This is a genomic window from Flavobacterium sp. IB48 (genome assembly GCF_016405855.1).
Classification (GTDB): Bacteria; Bacteroidota; Bacteroidia; order Flavobacteriales; family Flavobacteriaceae; genus Flavobacterium; species Flavobacterium ginsengisoli.
In genome coordinates this window covers 83,611-106,667 of record NZ_JAEFCA010000011.1, presented here as the reverse complement: position 1 = coordinate 106,667, position 23,057 = coordinate 83,611, and the positions used below count along the sequence as shown (strand labels likewise).

Genomic DNA, 23,057 nt, shown 5'->3' with positions numbered 1-23,057 from the left:
ATGAAAAAATATTTCGCTTTTTTGCTTTTATGGCATTTTCTAGCATTCTCTCAAAACACAACTCAATCAATAGGTTTTAAAGAAAATAAAGGTCAGATTGTTGATCAAAAAGGAAAATCAAACGCCTCTGTTTTATATTTACTTAATTCCAATGGATTAAATGTTCAATTGAAAAAAAATGGATTTTCATATGATATTTATGAAGTAAAAAAAATTCCTGTCATTCCTTCAGTAACAGCAAAAACATTGCTTTATCATATTCCAAAAAAAGATCAAAAAGAAGAATTTAATCTAGAATATGTTTTTCATAGGGTCGATATTGATTTTGTTAATTCTAATCCTAAAGTTGAATTAATTACGGAACAAAAATCTTCTGATTTTGACAATTATTATAACGTTCCAGACAAACCTGAAGGAGTTTTAGAGGTTCATCAATATAAACAGGTTACCTACAAAAATATTTATCCCAATATTGATGTTGTTTTTACAATTCCTAAGGATTCTCAAAAAACGGTTGAATATAATTTTGTCATTCATCCCAAAGGAAAAATTTCTGATATAAAATTGAAATTTAATGGGGCCAAAACAGATCTAGTTGATAATAAAATCCAAATGAGTGTACGTTTTGGAAAAATGGAAGAAACACTTCCTGCAAGCTGGATTGAAGAAAAAGGGCATAAAAAGATGATTACTATAGGGTATCAAAAATTACAAAATAATGTTTATGGATTTCGTTCTGCAAATTTTTTGATTGGAAAAAAAGTTGTAATCGATCCTGTCCCAACTAGGCTTTGGGGAACATTTTATGGAGATGAAACTGGAAATTCTGGTGCAAATTGGTGGGTAGCTGATTTAACAACTGATTCTCTTGGCAATGCCTATGTTTCAGGATCTACAACATCTCAAAGTCCTTCTTATGCTACTTCTGGAGCACATCAAACAAGCGGAAGTCACCCTTATGTCAATTCAATTACAAATGGCATTTTGTTTAAGTTTGATAAAAATGGGAATAGACTTTGGGGAACCTATTATGCCGGTACACAAGCCATTTATGTTAATGGAGTAAAAACCGATTCTCAAGATAACGTTTTAATTACAGGCTATACATGGTCAGAAACAAACATTAGTACTATCGGATCCTTTCAACCAGATTTAAAAGGGTTTTCAGATGCTTTCTTAGTAAAGTTTAATAGTAATGGAGTAAGACAATGGGGCACTTATTTTGGGGGTGAAGACAGCGATTATGCAACTGCCTTAGATCTCGATAATAATGATAATATTTACATTGTTGGCACAACTTCTAGCAAAACAAACATTGCACAAAATAGCAATTTTCAAAATCAACTTAGCAATTCGACAAATCCATACACAGCACCTACTGATGCATTTATTACAAAATATAATAAAGATGGTAATCTAATCTGGAGTACATATGTTGGGGGCAATGGAAAAGATAATTTTAGTACTATTGTCGTCGCAGATTCTTATCTGGTTGCTGCAGGTGGTAGTGATAGTACCAACAATATGACAACGTCTGGAGTTTTTCAAGAAAAACCAGATCCAACATATCCAGGAGAAGGTTATGTTTGTAAATTCTCATTAGATGGTATAAGAGTATGGGGAAGTTATTATGGTGGTAGTTCTCAAATGGAAAATATTGAATCTGTCGAGATCGATAGTGATGAAAATATTTATATTGGCGGCTATACCTATAGTTCTGATAATATTGCAACACCTGGTACTTTTGAAAGCTCAAATTCTAATCTTTACAAAGGTTTTTTATCAAAACTAAATAGTTCTGGGCAAAGGACATGGGGCACTTATGTAGGCGACATTAATATTTCATCTATAATCTTTAAAAATAATTCTCTTTATATTGGAGGTGGAAATATGGATTTTAAAACTGATTATAATCTAACTACTCCGTGTTCTTACAAACCAGATCGCATTAGAACTCATTACGGATATGCAGGCAAATTTACTACAGAAGGCAATTTTATTTGGGGAACATATATTGGCAATGATAACACTTTAAAAATGGCTTTAGATTCTGAAGGTTCTATTTTTTTAGCTGGACTATCAAGTTTCAACGATGATATTGCCGATACAAACTCTTATCAATCTAATATCTTGGGAGATAAAAATTATTTCTTAATGAAATTTAATGAAGACCCTAATATTAAAGCACTAGAAGTATCTTCAAATTCTCCACTATGTCCTAACTCAACTCTAGAACTAAAAGCATCAGGAGGGACTAATTATGCTTGGACGGGTCCAAACGGTTTTACATCAACAGATCAAAATCCAACGATTACCAATACATCATTAGCTAATTCAGGAGAGTATAGCTGCTTAATTACTGGAACTGGTGGCTGTGATGGTACTAAAAAAATTAATGTAGTGATTAGAGATACAGAACCTCCAATTCCTAATTTAGCCACCCTTATCGAAATAACAGGAGATTGCAATACGATTATTAGCACAATTCCAACTGCTACTGATACCTGTGCTGGCCAAATTACAGGTACAACTACAAATCCACTTTCTTATAGTTTGCCTGGAACTTACACAATTGTATGGAATTACAATGATGGAAATGGCAACACATCAACTCAAAATCAAACGGTTACAATTACACAACAACCATTGCCTAACGCATCTTCTCTACAAACTTTCTGTGTTCAGCAAAATGCAACTTTAACCAACGTTCAAATAACGGGACAAAATATAAAATGGTACAGTAACCTAACTGCAGGAACACTTGTACCAATTACAACTGTAGTTCAGGATAAAGCGACTTATTATGCTTCACAAACTATAAGCGGATGCGAAAGCGAAAGAATTCCTGTCACTATTAACATTCTAAATACTTTAGCCCCAACAGGAAATCCAAAACAATCTTTTTGTACTGGACAAAATCCAACAATTGTAAATCTAGAAATTACTGGAGCTGCAATAAAATGGTATGACACCTCTACAAATGGCTCTTTACTGCCAGAAACTACGACTCTACAAAACGGACAAACCTATTACGCTTCTCAAACAGAAAACAATTGCGAAAGTTCGAGATTTGGTATCACTGTTTCAATCGTTAATACCCCTTCTGTTCCAAATGCAAATACAGAACAGACATTTTGCAAAAAAGAAAATAAGACTCTTAACGACATTCAAATCACAGGCCAAAATATAAAATGGTTCGATACTAATTTTTCCGCTTCTCCTATATCAAATACAGCATTATTGGAAGATAATAGAACATATTATGCTTCGCAAACTGTTGGATGCGAAAGTGATAGAGTACCAATTCTAGTCCACGTTTATGACACTGCCTTACCAACCGGTAATAGTAGTCAGCAATTCTGTATTGACCAAATTGCTACTTTAGAGAACCTTAATATAAAAGGAACAGATTTAAAATGGTACGATTCCGCAACTAATGGAAGTCTTTTGTCTGAAACTAATTTATTAGAAACCAGAACATACTATGCAACACAAACAATAAATAACTGCGAAAGTGAAAGATTTGCTATATCAGTAAAAATTCAGGATACTTCAATTCCATTTTCAGATTCGCCACAATCATTTTGCATTCAAAAAAATGCCAAAATCAGTAATATTGCTATAGAGGGTCAAAATATAAAATGGTACGAAAGCACTTCATCAAATAATCCCTTATCAGAATCAACTTCTCTTGAAAACGGAATAACTTACTATGCTTCTCAAACAATCAGCGGCTGCGAAAGTGACAGAATTCCTGTAACGATAAATATTCTTGGAGCTACAACATCAGAATGCATTCATTTCGTTGAAGAACTTCCTTATCCAAAATTCTTTACTCCAAATGGTGATGGCCATAATGACACTTGGACAATCGATCCTAATTATTTGGCTCCTAATTCATCTATTAGAATATTTGATCGCTACGGAAAACTCATAAAAGAACTAAGATTAAATACTTCTTGGGACGGAACTTACTTAGGAAATCAAGAACCTTCTTCAGATTATTGGTTTACGGTTACAAGATTTAATGGAAAAGAATTTAGAGGACACTTTTCTTTAAAAAGGTAATTTTAACTCTAATAAAAAAGGTTCGTATTTAAAATACGAACCTTTTTTATTAAGACCTTATGACATAGTCTATCAACAACTCTATCAGGGCAACTATTACTTTTATCATAATTAATAAATCTATAAACTTCCTTTCTTTTTTAAACTTCTATACTTTAAGTAAGAATAAAAAATAGGAATTATAGCTATACCAAATACAATTGTCAAAAATACTTTAGAGAAGGCAGAACTTTCAAAAATTAAGCTTCCGACAATAATAATTAAACCAGCGATAAACCAAAGTTTTCCAGCAAATAGATGCGTTTTTTTCCAGACTTCTTGATTCTCTAGTGTCCAAGGTGTTTTTATTCCAATAAAATAATTGGGTTGAATTACTTTAAAATAATTGCCCAAAATCACGAATAAGGCTCCGACTAAAACGAAGATAAAACTTGGAATAGAAATAGATTGGCTCTTGGTGCTATAAATAATAAACAAAGCTAAAATTGACATAAAAAGAACCAAAACAAATTTAAACTGATATAGCTTTCCTCCCATCAAAGACATCTTTTTCTTTGGGTCAATCTTTGAAATGACGGACATAATTATATAAGTAAAAACAGGAAGTATAAAAAGCATTCCAATCAAAGTAAATTTATTTCCCCAACCATCTATTTCTCCTTTAGAATTCCAATGAATAGGTACTATTTCTGGCAGACTATTCCAAACTGTGCCTAAATAAATAAAAGGGATCAAAACAATTCCAATTAGAGGAAGCTCTTTTTTAAATTCTAGTTTCATTTTTTATTTTTTAAAGGTTAGTATCCATTGCAGAACATCTTCCATTATGGTGGTATTGATGGAGTAAATGATGAACTGTCCATTTTTCTCAAACGTAATTAAATCGGCTCGTTTTAAAATATCTAAATGATGAGAAATACTTGGTTTTGAAATATTAAAAACATCTGCAATTTCACCTGCCGACATATCTTTTTCTTTCAAAAGATCCAAAATCTCTCTTCTAGTTGCATCATTTAATGCTTTAAAAATATCATTCATTACATTTACATATTTAGACAAATATCTAAATACTTTTTAAACAAACAAAAAAAAGCAGTAATTTTTTACATTACTGCTTTTAAATATTTTTAAAAAGAGATTCTTAAAATTTATGTTCGTCTTTGCTAATAACCATAAACGAAACTAAAGATATCAATGCTGCAGCAGTTAAATAATAGCCTACATAACTCACACTATATGTAGAAGCTAGATAAATTGCAATCATAGGGGCAAAAGCAGCTCCTAGAATTCCTGCCATATTAAAAGTCAACGAAGCACCAGAATAACGAACATTCGTTGGAAATAATTCAGATAAAAAAGTTCCCAAAGGCCCGTATGTGAAACCCATTAACGACATTCCGATGCAAGCAAAAATGGCTACTTGCGTAATATTTCCAATACTTAAAAAATAAGAAAAGAAGAATCCGAAAATAGCGATAGCCGCTGTCGCTACGATAAGCATTTTACGTCGACCAATTTTATCTGCCACAACAGCCGAAACTGGAATGAAAAGAGCAAAAAACAATACAGAGAATAATTGAATTAATAATCCGTCTCTTTTAACGATTCCTAAATCTGAAGTTGCCCAACTTAATGTAAATACTGTCATTAAATAGAAAACCAAGAATGTTGTAATTGCTGCAAATGTTCCAAAAATCAATTGATTTTTATATGATTTTATCAAAGTCAAGAACGGAACTTTTACTTCTTCTTCATGCTTTTTAGCATTTTCAAACGAAGGTGTTTCTGTAATTTTAGTTCTAATGTAAAAACCAATTATTACCAAAAATGCACTAGCAATAAAAGGAATTCTCCAACCATAATTCATAAAATCTTCGTTGCTCATGGAATCTGTTAACAAAAGAAAAGTTCCTCCTGAAAGCAACAATCCTATTGGAGCGCCTAATTGCGGAAACATTCCGTACCACGCACGTTTATTTGGTGGTGCATTTTCTATCGCCAATAAAACAGCTCCTCCCCATTCTCCTCCTAAACCTACACCTTGTCCGAATCGGCAAAGCATTAATAATAAAGGTGCTGCTACGCCAATACTTGCATAACTTGGTAAAAATCCGATTGTAACTGTCGAAATTCCCATTGTCAATAAAGCTGCTACAAGAGTAAACTTACGCCCGATCTTATCTCCATAATGTCCAAAAAAAGCAGACCCCAATGGACGAGATAAAAAAGCAATAGAAAAAGTCGCTAAAGATTCAAGAGTCGCCATTGTCGAATCTGAACTAGGAAAAAATAATTGCGGAAAAACCAATACAGCTGCATTGGCATAAATATAAAAATCAAAAAATTCGATTGTGGTACCAATAAGGCTTCCAAAGAGAACGTGTTTTAGAGAGTTCTTTTTATTTGGGTTAGTTTTCATGTAAAACGGATATAACTTTTTTTTTGATTACAAAAATATAGTTTCATTATTAATAATTCATCTTTAGAAGAATTAGTTTTAAAACACTTCTCGTTTTTTAACAAATTTCATGTGTTTTCCATTTAAAAACAACGTGTTTTAATCAAACATAAAAACTTGATTTTACGTATTTTAAAATAAAAATCAAAAATCAAATCTTAAGCATTCGTTAAAAGCGTTTTTAACTGTATATTTTCATTAAATTTACAGCTGTCAAAAATAAACTTAAAATTATGCCTACCGACTGTATCAGCTTTCAATCTTCTGGATATTTCTCTAAACTAATGCAAGATTACTTAGATCAAAAACCAGAGTTAAAACCGCTGTACAATAATTTCCCAAGCCTAGAAAATTTCGAAAAACAAATAGCCGAAAAATCGGCGAATTTTGACCATAACAACAGAACAGCATTGGTTGCAACTCTGCAAAAACAATATCAAAATATTGAAGCATCAGATTTAACCAAACAGAATATTTCGCTTTTAGCACTCGAAAACACATTTACAATTACAACTGGACATCAGCTCAATCTATTTAGCGGACCACTGTATTTTTTATATAAAATTATTTCTACGATTAATTTAACCAAAGAATTAAAGTCGAAATATCCTTCGCACAATTTTGTTCCAGTTTATTGGATGGCTACTGAAGATCATGATTTTGAAGAAATCAATTATTTCAATTTTAAAGGAAAAAAAATCCGTTGGAATGCTGAAAGCACTGGTCCAGTCGGAAGATTATCAACCGAAGGCTTAGAAGAATTATTTGAAGTTTATTCTCTAGAATTAGGCTCAAGTACTAATGCAAACGCACTTAAAAAGCTTTTTAAAGATGCTTATTTAAAACATGAAAATCTAGCCGATGCGACTCGCTATTTAGCAAATGCACTTTTTGCAAGTTACGGCTTAGTAATTATAGATGCAGACGATGCCGATTTAAAACGCGCTTTTGTTCCGTATGTAAAAGAAGAATTAGAAAATCAGACTTCATTTAAAGAAGTTCAAAAGTCTATTGAAGAACTTTCTGCTTATACCGTTCAAGTAAATCCGCGTGAGATTAATTTATTTTATATTGAAGATAAGCTTCGCGAAAGAATTATTTTTGAAAATGATAAATATGTGGTTAACAACACTAAAATTTCATTTTCTAAAGATGAAATATTTAAATTGTTAGAAAGCAATCCTGAAAAGTTCAGTCCAAACGTAATCATGCGTCCTTTATATCAGGAAATCATTCTCCCAAATCTTTGCTACATTGGCGGAGGCGGAGAAATTGCTTATTGGCTAGAATTAAAAGCTTTCTTTGAGGCTGTAAATATTACTTTTCCAATTTTATTAGTTCGAAATTCAGTTCTTTTAGCAACCGAAAAACAAGTTAAAAAAGCAGATAATTTAAATTTAACTTGGAAAGATTTATTCAGTAAATCTGAAAGCTTGGTTAACGAAATTACACATAAACTTTCTCCATTTCCAATTGATTTAACTCCGCAAAAAGAAGCACTTGAAAAACAGTTTGCCTATCTTTTTGAATTGGCTGAAAAAACAGACAAATCTTTCTCTGGTGCCGTAAAAGCACAAGAAGTAAAACAAAAGAAAGGTTTAGAAAATCTAGAAAAACGTTTATTAAAAGCACAAAAAAGAAAACTGGCAGATCAATTGGAGCGAGTTACAGATTTGCAATGCGAATTGTTTCCAAACAATAGTCTTCAGGAACGTCAAGCTAATTTTTCTGAATTTTATTTAGAAAAAGGAGAGCAATTAATTCCACTTTTAATTCAGAAATTAAAGCCATTAGAACATAATTTTGACATCATAATAATCTAAAATAATTATCTTTAGAAACTATAAAGTAATGATTTAGGAACAAATAACCAGCACATTTCCTAAATCATTACTCTCTCAAACCAAATAGAATTATATTTTATAACCTATTAACTAGCTAACCTAATGGTAAGAGAACGCCTAATTTCGCTTGATGTCTTTCGCGGACTGACAATTCTATTGATGACTATTGTAAACAATCCCGGTGATTGGGGAAATGTTTATCCGCCACTTTTACATTCGCAATGGAATGGCTGTACACCAACTGATCTTGTATTTCCGTTTTTCATTTTCATAATGGGAGTTGCAGTTCCTCTTGCAATGCCAGAGAAAAAATACGATGAAACGACATTCAACAAAATCCTGATTCGTTCTTTAAGAATGTTCTGTTTAGGGATTTTCTTTAATTTCTTTGGAAAAATTCAGTTGTTTGGTTTAGACGGAATCCCGCTTCTAATAGGACGCCTAATCATTACTTTTGTTGTTGGCTATGCATTAATGGGCAATTTCAGCACACGACTAAAAAATATTTTTGCATTTGGGATATTGGCTCTTTATCTCATTTTAGCATATGGCGGATTTGAAAGCTATCAAGACGTTCGCCTTCCAGGCGTTCTACAGCGTATTGCCGTTGTATATTTTGTGGTTTCACTTTTGTATTTAAAGACATCTCGAAAAACTCAAATTATTACAGGAGCTTTTTTACTTTTAGGATATTGGGCAGTAATGACTTTAATTCCTGTTCCAGGATTTGGAGAAGCTAATTTAGACCAAGGCACAAATTTGGCCGCGTGGAATGACAGCATTTTCCTAAAAGGACATATGTATCACGAAACCAAAACTTGGGATCCTGAAGGAATTTTAAGCACATTACCATCAATTGTTAATGGAATAATAGGTTTGTTTATCGGACAAATTTTATTGCTTTCTGTAACCAAAATTCAGAAAGCACAAAGAATGGGTACGATAGGAACTTCACTTATTTTCTTTGGCCTAATCTGGGATTTGGTTTTTCCAATAAACAAATCAATCTGGACAAGCAGTTATGTTTTATACACCACAGGATTGGCAATTGTCTGCTTAACTATTTTGTATTACATCATTGACATTAAAGAATACAAAAAAGGTTTCAAATTATTCGTTATTTGGGGAGTAAATCCGATGATTGTTTTCTTTGCTTCACAGATTATTCCTCAAGCTTTGATAATGATTAATTTTCCGCATCCGTTACTTCCAGGCGACCAAATCAACCTCCTAGATTATCTATACCGTTTCGGAATTGCACCATTTTTTAGTAATGCAATGACTGCATCTTTAGCGGGCGCATTAACATACGTTGGAATCTGGACATTTATATTATGGATATTCTACAAGAACAAACTTATTTTTAAAGTATAATGTTTAAAAGCCCATATTAAAGACGCACAATAAAGCGTCTTTTTTATTCAAAAAATAAATTTTCAGCATTTCTTGCTCAAAACATCATTCCAGCATGTTTAAATTATGAATTTATTAAAATCAATTCATAAAAAAAGTATACTTTTGCACAAAATTTAATAAAATATAAAATGGCAACAAATAGAACTTTTACAATGATTAAACCAGATGCTGTTGCAAATGGACACATCGGGAATATCTTAGCAATGATCACTAATGGTGGTTTCAAAATCGTTTCATTAAAATTAACTCAATTAACTGTAGCTGATGCTAAAGCATTCTACGCAGTTCACGCAGAAAGACCTTTCTACGGAGAATTAGTTGAATTCATGTCTCGTGGACCAATTGTTGCCGCTATTTTAGAAAAAGACAACGCAGTAGAAGATTTCAGAACTTTAATTGGAGCTACAAATCCAGCTGAAGCTGCTGAAGGAACTATTCGTAAAGCATACGCTACTTCAATTGGAGAAAATGCAGTTCACGGATCTGACAGCGACGAAAATGCTGCAATCGAAAGCGCATTCCACTTTGCAGGAAGAGAGCAATTCTAATAATATTAGATTGTAGATATTAGATTGCTGAATCTAATATCACTAATAAAAAAATCCATTCGCTAAGCGAATGGATTTTTTTATATGGAAAAATCTAAAATCTAAAATCTAAAATCTAAAATCTAAAATCTAAAATCTAAAATCAGCGAAGCACAACATCCTTCACCACCTCACGTCCAAGTTCTTCATTAATCATTTTTACGATTTTATATTTTCCGTGAGTTAATTCTTCGCGCAAAACAGAAGAACCTAATTCTACATAAAGCGTACTTCCTTTTAGAACAACATTCCGGGTATAAGTGTTTACACCGCTTCCCATAAGATTTTTCCAAGCGTCGCGAACATCAATTTGATCCATCCCTGGCTGCAATTTGTTCACTTGAATAATTTGCTGTAAAACAGCACTAATAGTACTTTCGTTATTTAGTCTTTTCGCCATCGTTCAAAAGGTTTACTGGTCCAGCTTTTTTATAATGATATTCTATTTTTTGTGAGTTTTTAACCACTAATTCATCATCAGAAAGAGAGATAATTTCCTCGCTCCATTTTGCATATTTCGTTTTGTAATCTAAGAAAACCTGTTCTCCAGCAAAACGCACCGAAACATTCTCAAAAGTATCTGTTGTCAAAAATGTACCGTCAAATTGCGGCATCACTTTAGTACGGACACCTTTATTATTCTTAATTTGAAAAAAGTCAAAAGTCTCATTCATTTTATACTCCTTCTCTTCGCCCTTCTCAAAAATCACTTTTTCAATTTCCCAATAGCCATTCAATTTAGCAATATCTGCAGGTTTTACTTCCTGTTTACAGCTCACAAACAAAAGTGAACAAAACAAAACTATAAAAGTGTTTTTCATAAATAAAGTTATTAAATTTTATTCTTTTTTCTTGAAATGAAGTCTAAGAATTAGGAGACATTTACTCCATTAGTTCGCTACTGCATATGTGCTGTCATCCATTATTTCTTTTGTCTTTTAAAGGAAAAAGCAAAAAGATGTTTGCCTTATCAAAGCAAGGATTTCTGTTTTCAAAAGAAATTTTTCTTGGACTGCAAAGATAGTCTTATAATCATCAAAAGAAACAAAAAATCGAAAACACATTCAACTATTTTTCAAAGCAGACAGCACAAAAAAAAGTCTTCAAATAGAAACGCCTAAACGAATCCTATTTAAAGACTCAATAAATTTTCAATTATATTTATCGATTAGAACGTATTCTTTTAAGAACTCCCAAAAAGAATAAAACTATTCCTAAAACTAGTAAAACATAATATATCGAAAGATTTTTATATTTTAAAACATTTGCCAGAACAAAAGATAGTACACTAGCAAAATAAAACGTTAAAGCAGATATATTTTTCATTAATTAATTATTTAAAGAAGCTGTCAACAAATTCATATTTATTAAAGACTTGCAAATCCTCAATTCCTTCACCAACACCAATATATTTTACAGGAATTTGAAATTGATCTGAAATACCAATTACAACACCGCCTTTTGCAGTTCCGTCTAATTTAGTCACAGCTAATGAAGTAACTTCTGTCGCAGCAGTAAATTGTTTTGCTTGTTCAAAAGCATTCTGACCTGTAGAACCATCCAAAACTAAAAGCACATCATGAGGCGCATCAGCAACTACTTTTTGCATTACACGTTTTACTTTTGTTAGCTCGTTCATTAAATTGATTTTATTATGAAGACGTCCAGCAGTATCAATAATAACAACATCGGCATTTTGAGCAACTGCAGATTGCAAAGTATCAAAAGCAACAGAAGCTGGATCGCTTCCCATATTTTGTCTTACAATTGGAACATCTACTCTATCTGCCCACACTTGCAATTGATCAATTGCTGCAGCACGAAAAGTATCAGCTGCACCTAAAACTACCTTATGTCCTGCTTTTTTAAATTGATAAGCCAATTTACCAATTGTTGTCGTTTTACCTACTCCATTTACTCCAACAACCATTAAAACGTAAGGCTTTTTATCTTTTGGGATTTCAAATTCTGTTGCTTCACCCGTATTTGTTTCAGATAATAAAGCACCTATTTCATCGCGAAGAATTTGATTTAACTCTTCTGTTCCTAGATATTTGTCTTCAGCAACACGCTTTTCAATTCTTGTGATAATTTTTAAAGTAGTATTTACCCCAACATCAGAAGCCACAAGAACTTCTTCCAGATCATCTAAAACATCATCATCAACTTTAGATTTACCTGCAACGGCTTTACTTAACTTTGAAAAAAAAGTAGTTTTTGTTTTTTCAAGACCTTTGTCTAAAGTCTCCTTTTTTTCGGTAGAGAATAATTTTTTAAAAAAACTCATTTTTTGTAGATTATTTAGATTTATTAGATTTCTTGATTTTTACGCAAGAAATCCAAATCTTTAAAGAAAGCGCAATTGTTTTTCAAAAAAAGGCCAATTGTTACGATTCTTTAAATTTTTAGACAAATATAGGTAATAAAAAAGCTACTTCCGAAATGAAAGTAGCTTTTCTATATAATGTAATTGTAATTATTTCTTTTTCAAGAATTCATCAACTTCTTCAGGAGCCATAATAGATTCTACGAATGTATATGCACCAGTTTTAGGAGATTTCACCATTTTGATGGCTTTTGACAATCTCTTAGAAGCTGTTTGTAACGATGCTACGGTTTTCTTTGCCATGATTCAAATGTTATTTGAAGTTTTTCATAAAACTCGAAATGGCTAAACCATTTGAGATTTATAAAAATCTCTAATTATTACTTAATTTCTTTGTGAACAGTTACTCTTTTCAAAACTGGATTAAATTTTTTAATCTCTAATCTGTCTGGAGTATTTTTTTTGTTCTTAGTTGTAATATATCTAGAAGTTCCTGCAACACCAGAAGCTTTGTGCTCAGTACATTCTAAAATTACCTGGATTCTATTACCTTTCTTTGCCATCTTGCTATATATTTATTTAGGAAAAGATTATTTGATAAATCCTTCTGACTGCGCTTTTTTCAAAACTGCAGTGATTCCATTTTTATTAATTGTTTTTATCGTAGATGCTGCTACTCTAAGAGTAATCCATCTATCTTCTTCTGGAAGATAAAAACGCTTTTTAACTAAGTTTACAGAAAACTTTCTCTTAGTTTTGTTCATAGCGTGAGAAACGTTATTTCCTACCATCGCTCTTTTACCTGTAAGGTCACAAACTCTTGACATTATACTTATCTTTTATCGTTATTCAAAATCAGGGTGCAAAGAAAAGAAAAATAAACCATTGTAGCAAAAAATTATTGCACAAATTTTAAAATTTCTTTCTGCAAAATTTCTAAACTCTTGACAGATGCCCTATCTATCACTTTTTCACGAGGTTGTCCGAAGTTAAATTCTTCCACAATTACCCCGTTTGGAGTTGCCAAAGCAATAAAAACAGCACCTATTTCGGCATCAGAATCTCCTTTTGAGGGCCCTGCATTGCCTGTCGTTGCTAGCGCATAATCGGTTTTCAGCAAATCTTTCACGCTCAGCGCCATAGCCGAAGCAACCTCAGCACTTACAACCGAGAACTGATCAATCAAATTTTGCGGAATTCCCAAAACATTTACTTTGGCTTCTGTTGCATAAGAAACAACGCTTCCTTTAAAATAGCCCGACGAACCCGGAACAGACGACAGTAGCGAAGCGATTCTTCCTCCTGTACAACTTTCTGCTGTTGAGATAGTTTTACTTTGTTTAGAAAGCAATTTGCCAATTACTGTTTCGATTGTCTCGTTTTCTTCGTAGCCTACAATTATATCATGGATTATAGCATCTAAAGACTGAACATTAGATTCTATTGCTTCTTCCAACTCTTCTTTATTAGTTCCTCTGGCGGTCAAACGCAAACGAACTCGGCCCGGATTTGGCAAATAAGCCAATTTTATAAATTCTGGAAGATTATTCTCCCATTGCTCAATACGTTCTGCAACTAAACTTTCGCCTTGACCATAAGTCAAAATAGTTTTATGAATAATATATGGGCGTTTATATTCACGAACAATCTTTGGAATTATTTCTTCTTCTACCAAATATTTCATTTCGTAAGGAACTCCTGGAAGCGAAATAAAAACGGTATTTTCTTTCTTCATCCACATTCCTGGCGCTGTTCCCACTTTATTATGCAAAACAGTACAAGTTGACGGAACTAGAGCTTGATCTTTGTTCAATTGAGAAATTGGTCTTTTATAAAAACCTTCAATCAATTCGGTTACATGCGCCAAAACTTTTTGATCTACAACCAATTCATCATTAAAATATTCGCAGAATGTTTTCTTTGTAACATCATCTTTTGTCGGACCTAATCCGCCAGTTACAATTACAACATCTACTCTATTTTGCAATTGAGCAAAAGTATCTAATATATGTTTTTTGTCGTCGCTAATTGACAGCATTTCTGCCACCTCAACTCCAATTCTATCGAGTGATTTAGCAATAAAAGCCGAATTTGTATCTACGATTTGGCCAATTAAGATTTCATCTCCAATAGTAATAATTGCTGCTTTCATATCAGTGAAATATTTTTGTTGCTTAAATAAATAAGCCAATAATTTATAAGTAGAAAATTTAAATTTTGTCTTTGGAGGAAGGTATTAACGGCTTTTACAAACTATAAGCCTGTTTACAAAATTTAAAAAATGTTTTGACTTATTCCTTTAAAACAGGAATAAGTCAAATTTTATATTAAAGATCAAAATCTTTTTTTATTTCTTTAATCGCTTCTTTTACTTGTACCTTAATACTTTTAAAAGTTTCGATAATATCTTTTTTCTTGCCTTCAGCTTTTGTCCAAGCTTCTACTTGCAAAATTTCTTCAAAAGCCACATTTAATCCCATTAAATCTAATGTCGGCTTTATTTTGTGTGCGTACGAATAAGCATATTTATGATCCTTCTTTTTAATTCCTTCTTTAATTTGCTTCAAATCTTCTGGTACTTCTGTAACAAATAAAGTTAAAATCTGATTTACAAATTCAGGATCGTTATCTGAAAGCGCATATACTTTCGAAAGGTTGTATTTTAAAGCCATTATTTTACTTGTATTCTGAATAATTTTTTATCTTCTAAAAAGCCTTCTAAAACATCATTTGGTTTTACAGCCGCAACACCTGCCGGCGTTCCTGTAAAAATAATATCTCCAATTTTTAAAGTAAAAAACTGAGACACATGTGAGATTAATTCATCAATCTTCCAAAGCATCATACTAGAGTTTCCTTTTTGAACTGTTTCTGAATTGCTTCTTAATTCAAAATTAAGATTTTCCATAGAAACAAAATCAGTTTTTGGCAAAAAATCACCAATAACCGCAGAACCATCAAATGCTTTGGCTTTTTCCCACGGAAGCCCTTTTTCTTTCAATTTACTTTGCAAGTCTCGAGCAGTAAAATCGATTCCTACACTTATTTCATCATAATATTTATGAGCAAATTTTGGCTCAATATATTTTCCAACTTTATTAATCTTTACGATTATTTCAACTTCATGATGAACATCTTCAGAAAATTCTGGAATTACAAACGGATGCTGTTTCAGCAAAACCGCAGAATCAGGTTTCATAAAAACAACAGGCTCACTCGGACGCTCGTTTTTCAACTCTTCTATATGATTGGCATAATTCCTGCCGACACAAATTATTTTCATTCTTTTTCAAGTTGCTAAGATACTGAGATGCTAAGATACTAAGAATCTAAAAAAACTTAGAATCTCAGAACCTTAGCATCTTAGAAACTTATTTCGTATTTAATTTTCTTAATTTAATTGCTGTCAAAACTTTTTTGGTATATAGAGGAAAATCAGCATTTTGAATCCAGCTGAAATATCCTGGCTCTGTTTCTAGAACCTTTTCTACTTTTGCACCTTTGTGTTTTCCAAAAGTAAAAATTTCTTCATCATCTTGATCAAAAGCAATCATTCCGGCAAAATCTGCTATTTTTTTTCGTGTTGTAAATTCAGATAAAGATTTCATGTCGTTTTCTAATTCTGGATAACGATCTAATTGCGCTTTCAAGATTTCGTAAGTTGCCATTGTATCAGCTTCTGCTGAATGCGCATTATCCAAATTTTTTCCACAATAAAATTTCAAAGCAGCACTTAAGGTACGCTCTTCCATTTTATGAAAAATAGTCTGCACATCTACAGAAACTTTGTTTTTCATATCAAAATCAACTCCTGCACGAAGCAATTCTTCTGCTAAAAGGGGAATATCAAAACGATCTGAATTAAACCCTCCCAAATCACTATCTTTAATCATATTGTGAATATGCGGAGCAAGTTCTGCAAAAGTTGGTTCGTTGGCTACTTTTTCGTCTGTTATGCCATGAACTGCAGTTGTTTGTGGAGGAATTGGAATTGTTGGATTAACCAGCCAGGTTTTACTTTCTTTGTTTCCGTTAGGAAAAACTTTGAATATTGAAATTTCTACGATTCTATCTTTACCGATATCAATTCCCGTTGTTTCGAGATCAAAAAAGCAAATTGGCTTGTTAAGTTTTAATTCCATTTCTAATTTTTATAAGTTTACAAATGTAATTTTTAAAGCGGAATATCTCTCTTTATTCTGATTTTTTTTGTCGAAAAAAGCTTTCAAATCACGATTTTAACTTTTCTAAAATAAGCCTTTATCAAGATTACGCATTTTCACTTAATTCTTTTCTTACAAAAGAAAAAATCCGATAAGTTTAAAACCTATCGGATTTGAATTTATTTTTAAAATGAATTTTAGAAATCTCTATCTACATCAAAAGCCTCTAAATATTCTGCTACTCTTTTCACAAAACTTCCTCCTAAAGCTCCGTCAACAACTCTATGATCATAAGAGTGAGACAAGAACATTTTCTGACGAATTCCGATAAAATCACCTTCTGGAGTTTCAATTACAGCAGGCACTTTACGAATTGCGCCAAGAGCTAGAATACCAACTTGTGGCTGATTGATAATTGGCGTTCCGAATACACTTCCAAAAGTACCAACGTTTGTAACTGTATAAGTTCCTCCTTGTGTATCATCTGGTTTTAGTTTTCCAGCTTTTGCACGGTTTCCTAAATCATTAACCGCTTTTGCCATTCCAACCAAATTCAACTGATCTGCATTTTTAATTACAGGAACAATTAAATTTCCGTTTGGCAATGCCGCCGCCATTCCTAAATTGATATTTTTCTTCTTAACGATATAATCTCCGTCAACAGAAATGTTCATTCCAGGAAAATCTTTTAAAGCTTTTGCAACTGCTTCCATCATAATCGGAGTAAAAGTCAATTTTTCGCCTTCTCTTTTTTCAAAAGCTGTTTTTACTTTATCTCTCCATTTTACAATGTTCGTTACGTCAACCTCAATAAAAGATTGTACGTGAGCAGAAGTCTGAACCGAAGCGGTCATATAACCCGAAATCAGTTTACGCATTCTGTCCATTTCAACAATTTCGTCAGCACCATTTACAGAAACTGGAACTGCTTGCTGGCTTTTTTGAGCAACTTGCTCAACTGCCTTCACAGGTTCCGCTTTTGGAGCCTCAACAATTTGAGGAGCTGCTTCAACTGTTTTAGGAGCCTGAACAGCACCTGATTTACGATCTTCTACATATTTTAAAATATCTTCTTTTGTTACGCGTCCATCTTTTCCAGAACCCGCAATATTTTCAAGTTCGTTTAAAGTAACGCCTTCTTCTTTTGCAATATTTTTTACTAATGGAGAATAGAATTTATCTGAACTTGAATAATCCTGAGAAGTTGTTACTGTTTCTTTAACCGCTTCGATTGTTTTTTCAATTTCAGCAGCTTCAGCAGGAACCACAACTTCTTCAACTTTATTTGTTACTGCACTTGGCTCATCGCCTCCTTCAGTTTCAATAATAGCTATAGTTTGCCCTACTTGCACTAAATCATCTTTACCAAACAATTGCTCAACTAAAATTCCTGATACTTCGCTAGGCACTTCGCTGTCAACTTTATCTGTTGCAATTTCGAGTACGGCTTCATCAGCCTCAATTTTGTCTCCAACCTCTTTCAACCAGTTTGTTATGGTTGCTTCAGCGACACTTTCTCCCATTTTAGGAAGCTTTAATTCAAATCTTGCCATATTGTTAATCTAAAAGATGTTTTTGATTTTCAGATTGCGAAATTAACGAAAATTTTAAACATAAATTTCATTTAATATAATTTTTTACTCAATTTTCATGATTTGCCCTCTGTCATTCCTTGAATTACTTCCAATAATAAAACCTGTATTTTTGGGAAAAATTTTAAAAGTAACCTGCTTATCTTTAAGAGTTTCTATGATTTCGATACATTTTTTGAATGAAATATAGTGATTATCCAAAATGATCTCTGTCTTTTTACCCTTTAAAATTAGGCACGAATTTACCATTTTTTCTTCTTTGAAATCTAAAAAAGCAACTTTATTTTCCAAAATCGGAGCTAGTTTTTTAGCGAAATTCTCATTTTCGGAGCATAAAAAATAACTTTCTGGCAATGGATTTTCTTTTGGTTTTCCTTGAAACTTTTTTGCAACAGAAAACAAAAAAGAGCCAATTTGAATAAAGGCACTAAAAAACTGCGATTTCTTAAAATGCTTCTGATAAAAGAAATTCATAGCTTCTTGAAAACGCATCATATATTTTTCGTCTTTTACAGTGCTTTCTCCTTTATAATGCAAAACTGTCGTTTCGTGAAAGTAAAAATTTATTTTCCCGATTTGTAAAGCTCGATAAGACAAATCAATATCATCGGCATACATAAAACAATTTTCGTCAAAACCATTTAACTCTTCGTAAACTTCTTTTTCTAGAAACATAAAAGCTCCAACGAGAATAGCTACTTTTCCAGTTTCATTTTCATTTAAATGCTGTGCATAATACTGATTAAAAAGTTTGGTTTTAGGAAAGATTTTATACAATCCGAAAACTTTTGTGAACGCTACCCAAGGAGTTGGTATTCCGCGTTTACTTTCTGGAAGAAATTGCCCTGTTCCGTCAATTAATTTACAGCCAATAATTCCGAGATTAGTTTGCCTTTCGGCGAAAGCCAAAATCTTTGTAAAAGTGTCTTCTGCAACGACAGTATCAGGATTCAAAATACAAACATACTTTCCTTTCGCTTGACGAACACCAATATTATTGCCTTTTGGAAAACCAAAATTATCTTTGTTTTCTATCAGTTTTATGCTAGGAAATTTTTCTTTCATCATCAAAACGCTTTCGTCTGATGAATTATTATCAACAACAATAATTTCTGCGTCGATTGTTGCAATTGCTTCCTGAACGCTTAAAAGGCATTGTTCGAGAAAGTAACGCACATTGTAGTTTAAAATAACAATCGATAATTGCATGAATAATTAAGTCTGTAGATTTTGGCCGAAGTTAGAAATTTTCTGATAACCCCAAGCGTAGCGACCAGTCGTTTTTACTAATTCCGTAATCTAAAGCGAGATTACTGCCATTGCGTTTATTCCATTTTATGCGAATTCCGGTTCCAACTGCAGGATTCCATTTTTTGAATTCATAAGTATCAAGTTTAGAAACCGAAGAAACATTGGTAAAAAATACAGCACCAAAAAATCCGTTACGGCTTATATCGGTTCTATATTCGGTTTCAAAATAAACCAAAGCATTGCTTCTATATCTATTTTTAGTAAATCCGCGCCCCGTTTTTCCTTCTCGATCCCAACCAATACTTGGCAAATCCAAATAATGCGGTTTTCCTCCAAAAGTCGACCAAAAAAATGCTCTTGATGCCCAAACTCTATGTTTGTTTTTGCTAAAAGAGTGGTATTTTCTGGCATCAAAATATAGAGATTGCCATTTGTCTCCTTCTACTCCGCTGGTATTGAGTCGCAAATCGGCTTCGACATACAGACCTTGTTCGGGATTTATAATATTTTCTCGTGAATCGTATAACCCTTGAATTGCAAATCCGAAAGAAGTCTCATCAGAATAATCACCATTCATGTATTTATAATAATCTGTTTCTCCGTCTATATAAGATTCTTCAGATATATTTTTATAATTATCAAAAAGAAAACCAACTCCCAAACGATAATTCCCGACAATCTGCCTTGTAATAAACTGATAAAAACGCCATTGCTGATAATCGAGCGTTGACATTTCTTTATCTGAATTATCTACACCCAAACCATAAGTATCCTGCGGATAAATCATATACCGATAATCTCCAATAAGATTCCATTTATTATCACTTGTATAAATATAAGATTGGATGGGAAATACAAACTGATTGCTGAAACTAAAATAAGGCGAAAAGGTAATTTGGGACATTTTAGTTTTTTCTGCATCTCCCAAGTAAAAAGTAGTTAGAAAAGAAACAACCAAACCATTACTAGAATTAACACCAACCGGAACGGGCAATAAAGAAAAAGCCAGTTTTCGTTTTCTATCTGGACGAATAGTATCCTGTTTATCAAAAATTTTATGAATGACGTCTAAGATATCCCGAGTTTCCACGGCTGTACTATCGTTCTGAGCCTGACAAAACGATCCTATAAAAAATAAAACTAAGATGTATTTTATTTTTAAACTATTCACACACAATATCTTAAAACCCGTTTCTTACAAATTTAAAATTTTATTAAGAATATAGACAAGTTTATGCTCGAAAGTTTATAAGTGGTAATTTTTAATCGCAGTTACAGTTTTCAGATTGTAAACTGTAACTGCGACTAAAACTACAAATGAAGCTGGATTTTATATCTATTCAAGATTTTTATTACAAAAAGCATAATGACAGAAAATAATAAAGACCACAAGATTCCTGGAACTCCTACTCTGAAATATCCTGGAATAATATGAACGTTTATAAGCTTACAGAAATAATAAATTACACCTGGCAAAATATAAATCAATAACGGATTTGCTGCTGCAGGCATAAAAAATTCGCTCCATTTGGTTTGCTTTTTAACTTCCATTAGCCAATACAGAAAATAAAATAAAACCGTACAAATTGCTGCCGAAAACATAGTCCATGAAGGTGTTCCTTTGATTTTTGAAATTCCGAAATATGGGCGAAGCAAAATCGCTGTCACTGCAAATAAAACCGCAAAACCAATTACTGGCCAGTTGATTTTGGGACTGACTTTTCTATCAAAAAACAACAATGAAATAATTACTCCTGCCGAAACTAGAGAAGCATGTGTAAGATGTCCTGCTATAAAACTTAGCCAAGGAGTACTGTGCACAAATGAATTTTCGATTAAATTAAGAGAATTCATCGCAACAGAAAAAACTAAAAATGCAATCATTGCCCATAAGTTTCCTGAAACTAACCAATAGTAAATAACCGTAAAAAGATATGCCCAACCAATTAAACCAAGTATTCCCCACCATTTTGGTGTCATTCCTCTTTCTCCTGTATCTCGAACATATAAAAAGTACAATGTTATAAGGACTAAAATCCCTCCATATTGAAGCACATTTTTTAACCAAACAGGAAAATCTTTTGGATATTTATTCCAAATCGGAATTGGCATTGCATATGCTAAAAGTGCCCAAAGCACTGGCGTAATTATCATTTTAGAAGCATCGTAACCATATTCGGAATTGACCATAAAAACGCCAATTATGATAAGTGCAATAGCTCTTTTTAATGTATGAGTCCAAATTGTTTTAGGACTATCTCCTTTGATCAGTCTAGCATTAAAAGCAAATGGAATAGACATTCCGACAATAAATAAAAAAGCAGGAAAAACTACATCAACAAAAGTCATGGCATCTGCATCTGCAGGCATATGCCTCATCCATTGTGGCACTTTTTGTATACTTGCCAACTCATTTACAAAAATCATTATAAAAATGGTAATTCCACGCAAAGCATCTATAGAAACAATACGCTGATTAAACAGATTCTCTTTTATTTTCATAATTTTTTACTTTTTTACTAAAAATCAAATATAACATAATTCTAAAATGTCTGGTTACAAATTCTAGATTAATTTTGCGCCTTATAAAACTGATTTTTACATTTTTGTCACATGTTATCATTCCTCAAATCAAAACCCATTTTAAAAGACCTGCTTGGCGGAAATTTTGTAGATATTCATTCTCATGTTTTGCCAGGGATTGATGATGGAGCAAGAAACATTACAAAATCAACAGAATTGGTTTTGTCTTTGCAAAAACTTGGAGTTTCTCAAATTATTACATCGCCTCATATTAAACATTATGTATGGGAGAATTCTCCAGAAATTATTGCGTCCAAACTTCAGGAAACCCAAACAGCTTTAGAAGAAAATAAAATTAAAATGCCACTTCAGGCTGCGGCAGAATATTTTATAGACAGCTGGTTCGAAAATCATTTCAAAGAAGAAAAACTTCTGACTTTAAAAGACAATTATATTCTAGTTGAAATGTCTTATCAAAATGCTCCTTTAAATATTTATAAAACTATTTTTGAGATTCAATTAGCAGGTTATATTCCTGTTTTGGCACATCCTGAACGTTATGTTTTTTATCACAACGCGTTTTCTGAATACGAAAAATTAAAAAATGCGGGGTGTGTTTTTCAACTAAATTTACTTTCTACTGTAGATTATTATGGTTCTAAAATCGGGAAAATTGCTGATGAACTTTTAGCGAAAGGAATGTACACTTTTTGCGGAACCGATGTTCATCATAAAAAACACATCGAAGCTTTTGACGAAAAAGTAAAAATTAAAAATGTTGATTCTTTAAAAGAGATTATTGCTAACAATCAATTTTTTAAATTCTAAA

General features: G+C 32.5%; 22 protein-coding genes. 5 read left to right on the top strand and 17 right to left on the bottom strand.

Going from position 1 to position 23,057, the window contains the following annotated elements; all coding sequences use genetic code 11:
* Positions 1–4,068, top strand: coding sequence for a T9SS type B sorting domain-containing protein (locus tag JC605_RS22650; protein ID WP_198858351.1), 4,068 nt, complete (start codon positions 1–3; stop codon positions 4,066–4,068).
* A gap of 120 nt (positions 4,069–4,188) precedes the next feature.
* Here JC605_RS22650 and JC605_RS22645 read toward each other — a convergent pair whose 3' ends face one another.
* The 3 genes from JC605_RS22645 to JC605_RS22635 form a co-directional block, all read right to left on the bottom strand.
* Positions 4,189–4,848, bottom strand: a complete 660-nt coding sequence (locus tag JC605_RS22645; RefSeq protein ID WP_198858350.1) for an SdpI family protein — start codon at positions 4,846–4,848, stop codon at positions 4,189–4,191.
* Positions 4,849–4,851: 3 nt separating this feature from the next.
* Complete coding sequence (locus JC605_RS22640; RefSeq protein ID WP_198858349.1) at positions 4,852–5,106, bottom strand: autorepressor SdpR family transcription factor; 255 nt, start codon at positions 5,104–5,106, stop codon at positions 4,852–4,854.
* 103 nt (positions 5,107–5,209) lie between these two features.
* A complete protein-coding gene (locus JC605_RS22635) occupies positions 5,210–6,487 on the bottom strand; it encodes an MFS transporter (RefSeq protein ID WP_198858348.1) in 1,278 nt (425 codons plus the stop codon).
* A gap of 272 nt (positions 6,488–6,759) precedes the next feature.
* Here JC605_RS22635 and bshC point away from each other — a divergent pair, with 272 nt between their 5' ends.
* The 3 genes from bshC to JC605_RS22620 all read left to right on the top strand — a co-directional run bounded on the left by bshC (position 6,760) and on the right by JC605_RS22620 (position 10,334).
* On the top strand, positions 6,760–8,349 hold the full coding sequence (gene bshC, locus JC605_RS22630; RefSeq protein WP_198858347.1) for a bacillithiol biosynthesis cysteine-adding enzyme BshC: 1,590 nt from the start codon (positions 6,760–6,762) through the stop codon (positions 8,347–8,349).
* A gap of 123 nt (positions 8,350–8,472) precedes the next feature.
* Positions 8,473–9,744 carry an acyltransferase family protein gene (locus tag JC605_RS22625; RefSeq protein ID WP_198858346.1) on the top strand — a complete coding sequence of 424 codons (1,272 nt, stop codon included), beginning with the start codon at positions 8,473–8,475 and terminating at the stop codon, positions 9,742–9,744.
* A gap of 170 nt (positions 9,745–9,914) precedes the next feature.
* Positions 9,915–10,334 carry a nucleoside-diphosphate kinase gene (locus JC605_RS22620; protein ID WP_012026941.1) on the top strand — a complete coding sequence of 140 codons (420 nt, stop codon included), beginning with the start codon at positions 9,915–9,917 and terminating at the stop codon, positions 10,332–10,334.
* A gap of 142 nt (positions 10,335–10,476) precedes the next feature.
* Here the strand turns inward: JC605_RS22620 and JC605_RS22615 are convergent, their stop codons facing one another.
* From JC605_RS22615 to JC605_RS22550, 14 genes are all read right to left on the bottom strand, one after another.
* Positions 10,477–10,773 (bottom strand): DUF721 domain-containing protein, encoded by a 297-nt coding sequence (locus JC605_RS22615; protein WP_095931056.1) that lies wholly within the window; start codon positions 10,771–10,773, stop codon positions 10,477–10,479.
* Entirely contained in the window at positions 10,754–11,194 is a 441-nt protein-coding gene (locus JC605_RS22610; protein ID WP_198858345.1) for a lipocalin family protein, read from the bottom strand. The genes JC605_RS22615 and JC605_RS22610 overlap by 20 nt, the downstream gene beginning before the upstream one ends.
* A gap of 512 nt (positions 11,195–11,706) precedes the next feature.
* Positions 11,707–12,660 carry a signal recognition particle-docking protein FtsY gene (gene ftsY, locus JC605_RS22605; protein WP_198858344.1) on the bottom strand — a complete coding sequence of 318 codons (954 nt, stop codon included), beginning with the start codon at positions 12,658–12,660 and terminating at the stop codon, positions 11,707–11,709.
* 189 nt (positions 12,661–12,849) lie between these two features.
* Entirely contained in the window at positions 12,850–13,002 is a 153-nt protein-coding gene (locus JC605_RS22600) for a DUF4295 domain-containing protein (RefSeq protein ID WP_070261881.1), read from the bottom strand.
* Positions 13,003–13,079: 77 nt separating this feature from the next.
* Positions 13,080–13,262, bottom strand: a complete 183-nt coding sequence (gene rpmG, locus JC605_RS22595; protein ID WP_011963553.1) for a 50S ribosomal protein L33 — start codon at positions 13,260–13,262, stop codon at positions 13,080–13,082.
* Positions 13,263–13,289: 27 nt separating this feature from the next.
* A complete protein-coding gene (gene rpmB / locus JC605_RS22590; protein ID WP_008468080.1) occupies positions 13,290–13,526 on the bottom strand; it encodes a 50S ribosomal protein L28 in 237 nt (78 codons plus the stop codon).
* Positions 13,527–13,597: 71 nt separating this feature from the next.
* The gene (locus JC605_RS22585; protein ID WP_198858343.1) at positions 13,598–14,851 is read right to left on the bottom strand and encodes a CinA family nicotinamide mononucleotide deamidase-related protein; all 1,254 of its coding nucleotides are present in this window, start codon (positions 14,849–14,851) and stop codon (positions 13,598–13,600) included.
* 175 nt (positions 14,852–15,026) lie between these two features.
* Positions 15,027–15,371, bottom strand: coding sequence for an Hpt domain-containing protein (locus JC605_RS22580; RefSeq protein WP_008468078.1), 345 nt, complete (start codon positions 15,369–15,371; stop codon positions 15,027–15,029).
* Complete coding sequence (locus JC605_RS22575) at positions 15,371–15,982, bottom strand: fumarylacetoacetate hydrolase family protein (RefSeq protein ID WP_111289096.1); 612 nt, start codon at positions 15,980–15,982, stop codon at positions 15,371–15,373. The genes JC605_RS22580 and JC605_RS22575 overlap by 1 nt, the downstream gene beginning before the upstream one ends.
* Before the next feature lie 88 nt (positions 15,983–16,070).
* Positions 16,071–16,841, bottom strand: a complete 771-nt coding sequence (locus tag JC605_RS22570; protein ID WP_198858342.1) for a 3'-5' exonuclease — start codon at positions 16,839–16,841, stop codon at positions 16,071–16,073.
* 218 nt (positions 16,842–17,059) lie between these two features.
* A complete protein-coding gene (locus tag JC605_RS22565; RefSeq protein WP_198858341.1) occupies positions 17,060–18,415 on the bottom strand; it encodes a dihydrolipoamide acetyltransferase family protein in 1,356 nt (451 codons plus the stop codon).
* Positions 18,416–18,499: 84 nt separating this feature from the next.
* Complete coding sequence (locus JC605_RS22560) at positions 18,500–19,663, bottom strand: glycosyltransferase family 2 protein (RefSeq protein WP_198858340.1); 1,164 nt, start codon at positions 19,661–19,663, stop codon at positions 18,500–18,502.
* Positions 19,664–19,694: 31 nt separating this feature from the next.
* The gene (locus JC605_RS22555) at positions 19,695–20,795 is read right to left on the bottom strand and encodes a hypothetical protein (RefSeq protein ID WP_198858339.1); all 1,101 of its coding nucleotides are present in this window, start codon (positions 20,793–20,795) and stop codon (positions 19,695–19,697) included.
* A gap of 221 nt (positions 20,796–21,016) precedes the next feature.
* Entirely contained in the window at positions 21,017–22,207 is a 1,191-nt protein-coding gene (locus JC605_RS22550) for a DUF5009 domain-containing protein (protein WP_198858338.1), read from the bottom strand.
* Positions 22,208–22,318: 111 nt separating this feature from the next.
* Between JC605_RS22550 and JC605_RS22545 the strand changes: the two genes are divergently transcribed.
* Positions 22,319–23,056, top strand: a complete 738-nt coding sequence (locus JC605_RS22545) for a tyrosine-protein phosphatase (RefSeq protein WP_198858337.1) — start codon at positions 22,319–22,321, stop codon at positions 23,054–23,056.
* Position 23,057: the final 1 nt, after the last annotated feature.

Coding starts and splice junctions, on each gene's coding strand:
- JC605_RS22650 (WP_198858351.1), top strand. CDS start 1: ATGAAAAAATATTTCGCTTTTTTGCTTTTATGGCATTTTCTAGCATTC.
- JC605_RS22645 (WP_198858350.1), bottom strand. CDS start 4,848: ATGAAACTAGAATTTAAAAAAGAGCTTCCTCTAATTGGAATTGTTTTG.
- JC605_RS22640 (WP_198858349.1), bottom strand. CDS start 5,106: ATGAATGATATTTTTAAAGCATTAAATGATGCAACTAGAAGAGAGATT.
- JC605_RS22635 (WP_198858348.1), bottom strand. CDS start 6,487: ATGAAAACTAACCCAAATAAAAAGAACTCTCTAAAACACGTTCTCTTT.
- bshC (WP_198858347.1), top strand. CDS start 6,760: ATGCCTACCGACTGTATCAGCTTTCAATCTTCTGGATATTTCTCTAAA.
- JC605_RS22625 (WP_198858346.1), top strand. CDS start 8,473: ATGGTAAGAGAACGCCTAATTTCGCTTGATGTCTTTCGCGGACTGACA.
- JC605_RS22620 (WP_012026941.1), top strand. CDS start 9,915: ATGGCAACAAATAGAACTTTTACAATGATTAAACCAGATGCTGTTGCA.
- JC605_RS22615 (WP_095931056.1), bottom strand. CDS start 10,773: ATGGCGAAAAGACTAAATAACGAAAGTACTATTAGTGCTGTTTTACAG.
- JC605_RS22610 (WP_198858345.1), bottom strand. CDS start 11,194: ATGAAAAACACTTTTATAGTTTTGTTTTGTTCACTTTTGTTTGTGAGC.
- ftsY (WP_198858344.1), bottom strand. CDS start 12,660: ATGAGTTTTTTTAAAAAATTATTCTCTACCGAAAAAAAGGAGACTTTA.
- JC605_RS22600 (WP_070261881.1), bottom strand. CDS start 13,002: ATGGCAAAGAAAACCGTAGCATCGTTACAAACAGCTTCTAAGAGATTG.
- rpmG (WP_011963553.1), bottom strand. CDS start 13,262: ATGGCAAAGAAAGGTAATAGAATCCAGGTAATTTTAGAATGTACTGAG.
- rpmB (WP_008468080.1), bottom strand. CDS start 13,526: ATGTCAAGAGTTTGTGACCTTACAGGTAAAAGAGCGATGGTAGGAAAT.
- JC605_RS22585 (WP_198858343.1), bottom strand. CDS start 14,851: ATGAAAGCAGCAATTATTACTATTGGAGATGAAATCTTAATTGGCCAA.
- JC605_RS22580 (WP_008468078.1), bottom strand. CDS start 15,371: ATGGCTTTAAAATACAACCTTTCGAAAGTATATGCGCTTTCAGATAAC.
- JC605_RS22575 (WP_111289096.1), bottom strand. CDS start 15,982: ATGAAAATAATTTGTGTCGGCAGGAATTATGCCAATCATATAGAAGAG.
- JC605_RS22570 (WP_198858342.1), bottom strand. CDS start 16,841: ATGGAATTAAAACTTAACAAGCCAATTTGCTTTTTTGATCTCGAAACA.
- JC605_RS22565 (WP_198858341.1), bottom strand. CDS start 18,415: ATGGCAAGATTTGAATTAAAGCTTCCTAAAATGGGAGAAAGTGTCGCT.
- JC605_RS22560 (WP_198858340.1), bottom strand. CDS start 19,663: ATGCAATTATCGATTGTTATTTTAAACTACAATGTGCGTTACTTTCTC.
- JC605_RS22550 (WP_198858338.1), bottom strand. CDS start 22,207: ATGAAAATAAAAGAGAATCTGTTTAATCAGCGTATTGTTTCTATAGAT.
- JC605_RS22545 (WP_198858337.1), top strand. CDS start 22,319: ATGTTATCATTCCTCAAATCAAAACCCATTTTAAAAGACCTGCTTGGC.